This window comes from Pseudomonas sp. Sample_22, assembly GCF_004307635.1.
Lineage (GTDB): Bacteria > Pseudomonadota > Gammaproteobacteria > Pseudomonadales > Pseudomonadaceae > Aquipseudomonas.
In genome coordinates this window covers 1-2,393 of record NZ_RCNY01000019.1, presented here as the reverse complement: position 1 = coordinate 2,393, position 2,393 = coordinate 1, and the positions used below count along the sequence as shown (strand labels likewise).

Annotated in this window: 1 protein-coding gene; it reads right to left on the bottom strand. The window is 46.1% G+C overall.

Features of this window, described 5'->3' with window-relative positions; translation table 11 throughout:
• Positions 1 to 1,248: 1,248 nt before the first annotated feature.
• Positions 1,249 to 2,124, bottom strand: a complete 876-nt coding sequence (locus tag D8U73_RS29650; protein WP_206663013.1) for an ion transporter — start codon at positions 2,122 to 2,124, stop codon at positions 1,249 to 1,251.
• Between the last annotated feature and the right edge of the window lie 269 nt (positions 2,125 to 2,393).

The window sequence follows — 2,393 nt, the reverse complement described above, 5'->3', positions numbered from 1 at the left end:
ACTCGCATTAATAGAAAATACTGACGTTTACATACGTGATGTAAGGCGACGTATTAGATAGGGATAAAGCCAAGTGCAATAGCAAACGGTCATACCGTTGTTATTCGTCACAACTCGACCATCTGCAATCTCAAGACGAAGAGGGCTGGAGTAATTTATTTAATTATGGTAACTTACGTAACGTCCAAGGCTGATGCATTGAAGTTACAGGGCAAACATTTCGCACTCCATCAAGCTTGAGTATGCGCAACATTATTGGATACGTATCGTCATGCGACGGGCAGGCAATAAGGATTAAATTCGCCCAGCCAAGAGTGTGAGCTGGCTAAATATTCGAAAAAGCCTGGCTCCAGGACGGCGCAACTATCATTGGGCTGATTGTTCATGCTTGTCTTACCTCATCAAAATTAATATTATTTTATGCGGTACATATGTTAATTATTAATTGCTGAATAGCTGTCAACAGTATCCGGCATCGAAACTTGAGCAAGCACTGCTATAAATGAGTTGTTATTAGCTATTTAGCCATGCAACTGACAGCACTATCAATTGCTAGCCGGTATGACATGCAGTAACGCCGATACCGCTAATGCTACATGAGCGTAGACCACAAACACTCCTGACACACAGTGGGCAGCTGCGAGGCACTTTCTTATCAATAGGTTCGGTGAATAAATTAAAAATTATTATTTATTGGTTGCATTGAAGGCTCCCGGTCCCGGAACATCATTCAATTCAAAATATTACCCATGCGGCCAGTGTTGAACCCAGGCCATACAGGGCAGCCCTCGCAGAGTAGACATGCTGATGCTTTATTTGACCCGCCGCTCGCGCTTCGCACTGAGGCTTTCGTCATCCACACAATCGAGGTCAAATTTAATTATTTTTTAGGGCTGGCTCGTACTTGGTGCCGAAGCCCTTGACCGGCGGGGTGTCCGAGACATAAACCCTATCGTCGCCAAACGTAACTTTCCGGTTGTTCAGGATTTATTATAGCGGTAGCTGAAGCACAGCCGGAGAACATAATGGAGTGACTCTTGATTAAGCATCACTCTCTTTAAGAGTGTTCCTTAAGTGTGGAAGTAGGCTGCGGCGTGCCGGATAAATAGCACGGACCTGCGGGTTTACGAGTTAATGAAATTAATTTACTAGTCGAAACGCGTCGCCTGCATGCGATATTTCACACTGACTTTGAGTAGCGCTGAATCCAAAACCAGATGAGAAGCGACGAATGCGGGAAAAGACTCGTCACTTACGCTTTGACAAAGTGTCAGATTTCAGATCGGCAATTTTCTTTTTTTGTATGACCTCGCTAAAGGCCGAGGTCAATATACTGGTGGGCAAGGCGATTAGGCCGATACCACTGATCGCTGTAATGGCAGCCAATATCCGACCGATGGTGGTGACGGGATAAACATCGCCATACCCCACGGTGGTGAGCGTGACAACGGACCACCACATGGCCCTCGGAATACTACCAAAGTGCTCCGGCTGAATGTCGCTTTCCACAATATAAAGCGCCATCGATGAAACTAACATTAGGAGTATCGCAGCGCATAAACTAATTAACAGCTCTTCTTTTCTAGCACGAATAGCGAGGCGGATGTTATGTAAAGCCTTTGAGTAACGTCCCAATTTAGCGATAAGGGAAATTCTTATCAACCGCGACCCGCGCACGAGATAGCCTGTCGAGCCTAACGCGACAAGCCAGCTCGCCAGCACAATGGCTAGTTCTAGCATGGCAATCGGGCTAAAAACATAATGAAATCGAGTTCTGTATTTAGGGTTTTCTACGCACGTCCATACGCGCAGGACATATTCAATGGAGAAAACCATGGCGAATCCAAGCTCGGCCGCTTTAAACCACGGCTCTCGACCAGCCGTAACGATTTTTTCGGTTTCCAGGATGCCTGTCAGCATGGCGATAACGATCAAAAAGCACAATATTTTATTGGTGATAGATAACCCAACCTTGCGCCTTAACTGAACATCCAACTCGCAAGCGATCAGTCCTCTCAAACGAATCAGAACCTTGCTCATGAGGTGACGCAGCAAAAAATTGAACGGATTCTGAGCATGAAATAGGGTGGTCGATTGAAAGCCAATCTTATGTCCTCGGGTCATTAAAAAGGCTCAGTGCAAGGTGAGCATGGTTTAAGTTTGGGCTCGGGGGCTTTAAGTAACCCGGCACGGGCCGCTTTGGTTTGGTATTGTTGCTCGGAGGAACATCAGCGATACGAAAGCGATTAAGCAGACGTGAAACATTCAGCTCAATCGGAAGTTCGCTTCCGAAGATAGAGCGCCAAATCTTTTGCTTGGCAGCTCAACTTCGTTTTTCGCCAAAAGCGTAAGGTGCGCATCGACTGTCTGTTTTAGAAGAATAGCCTGTGAGA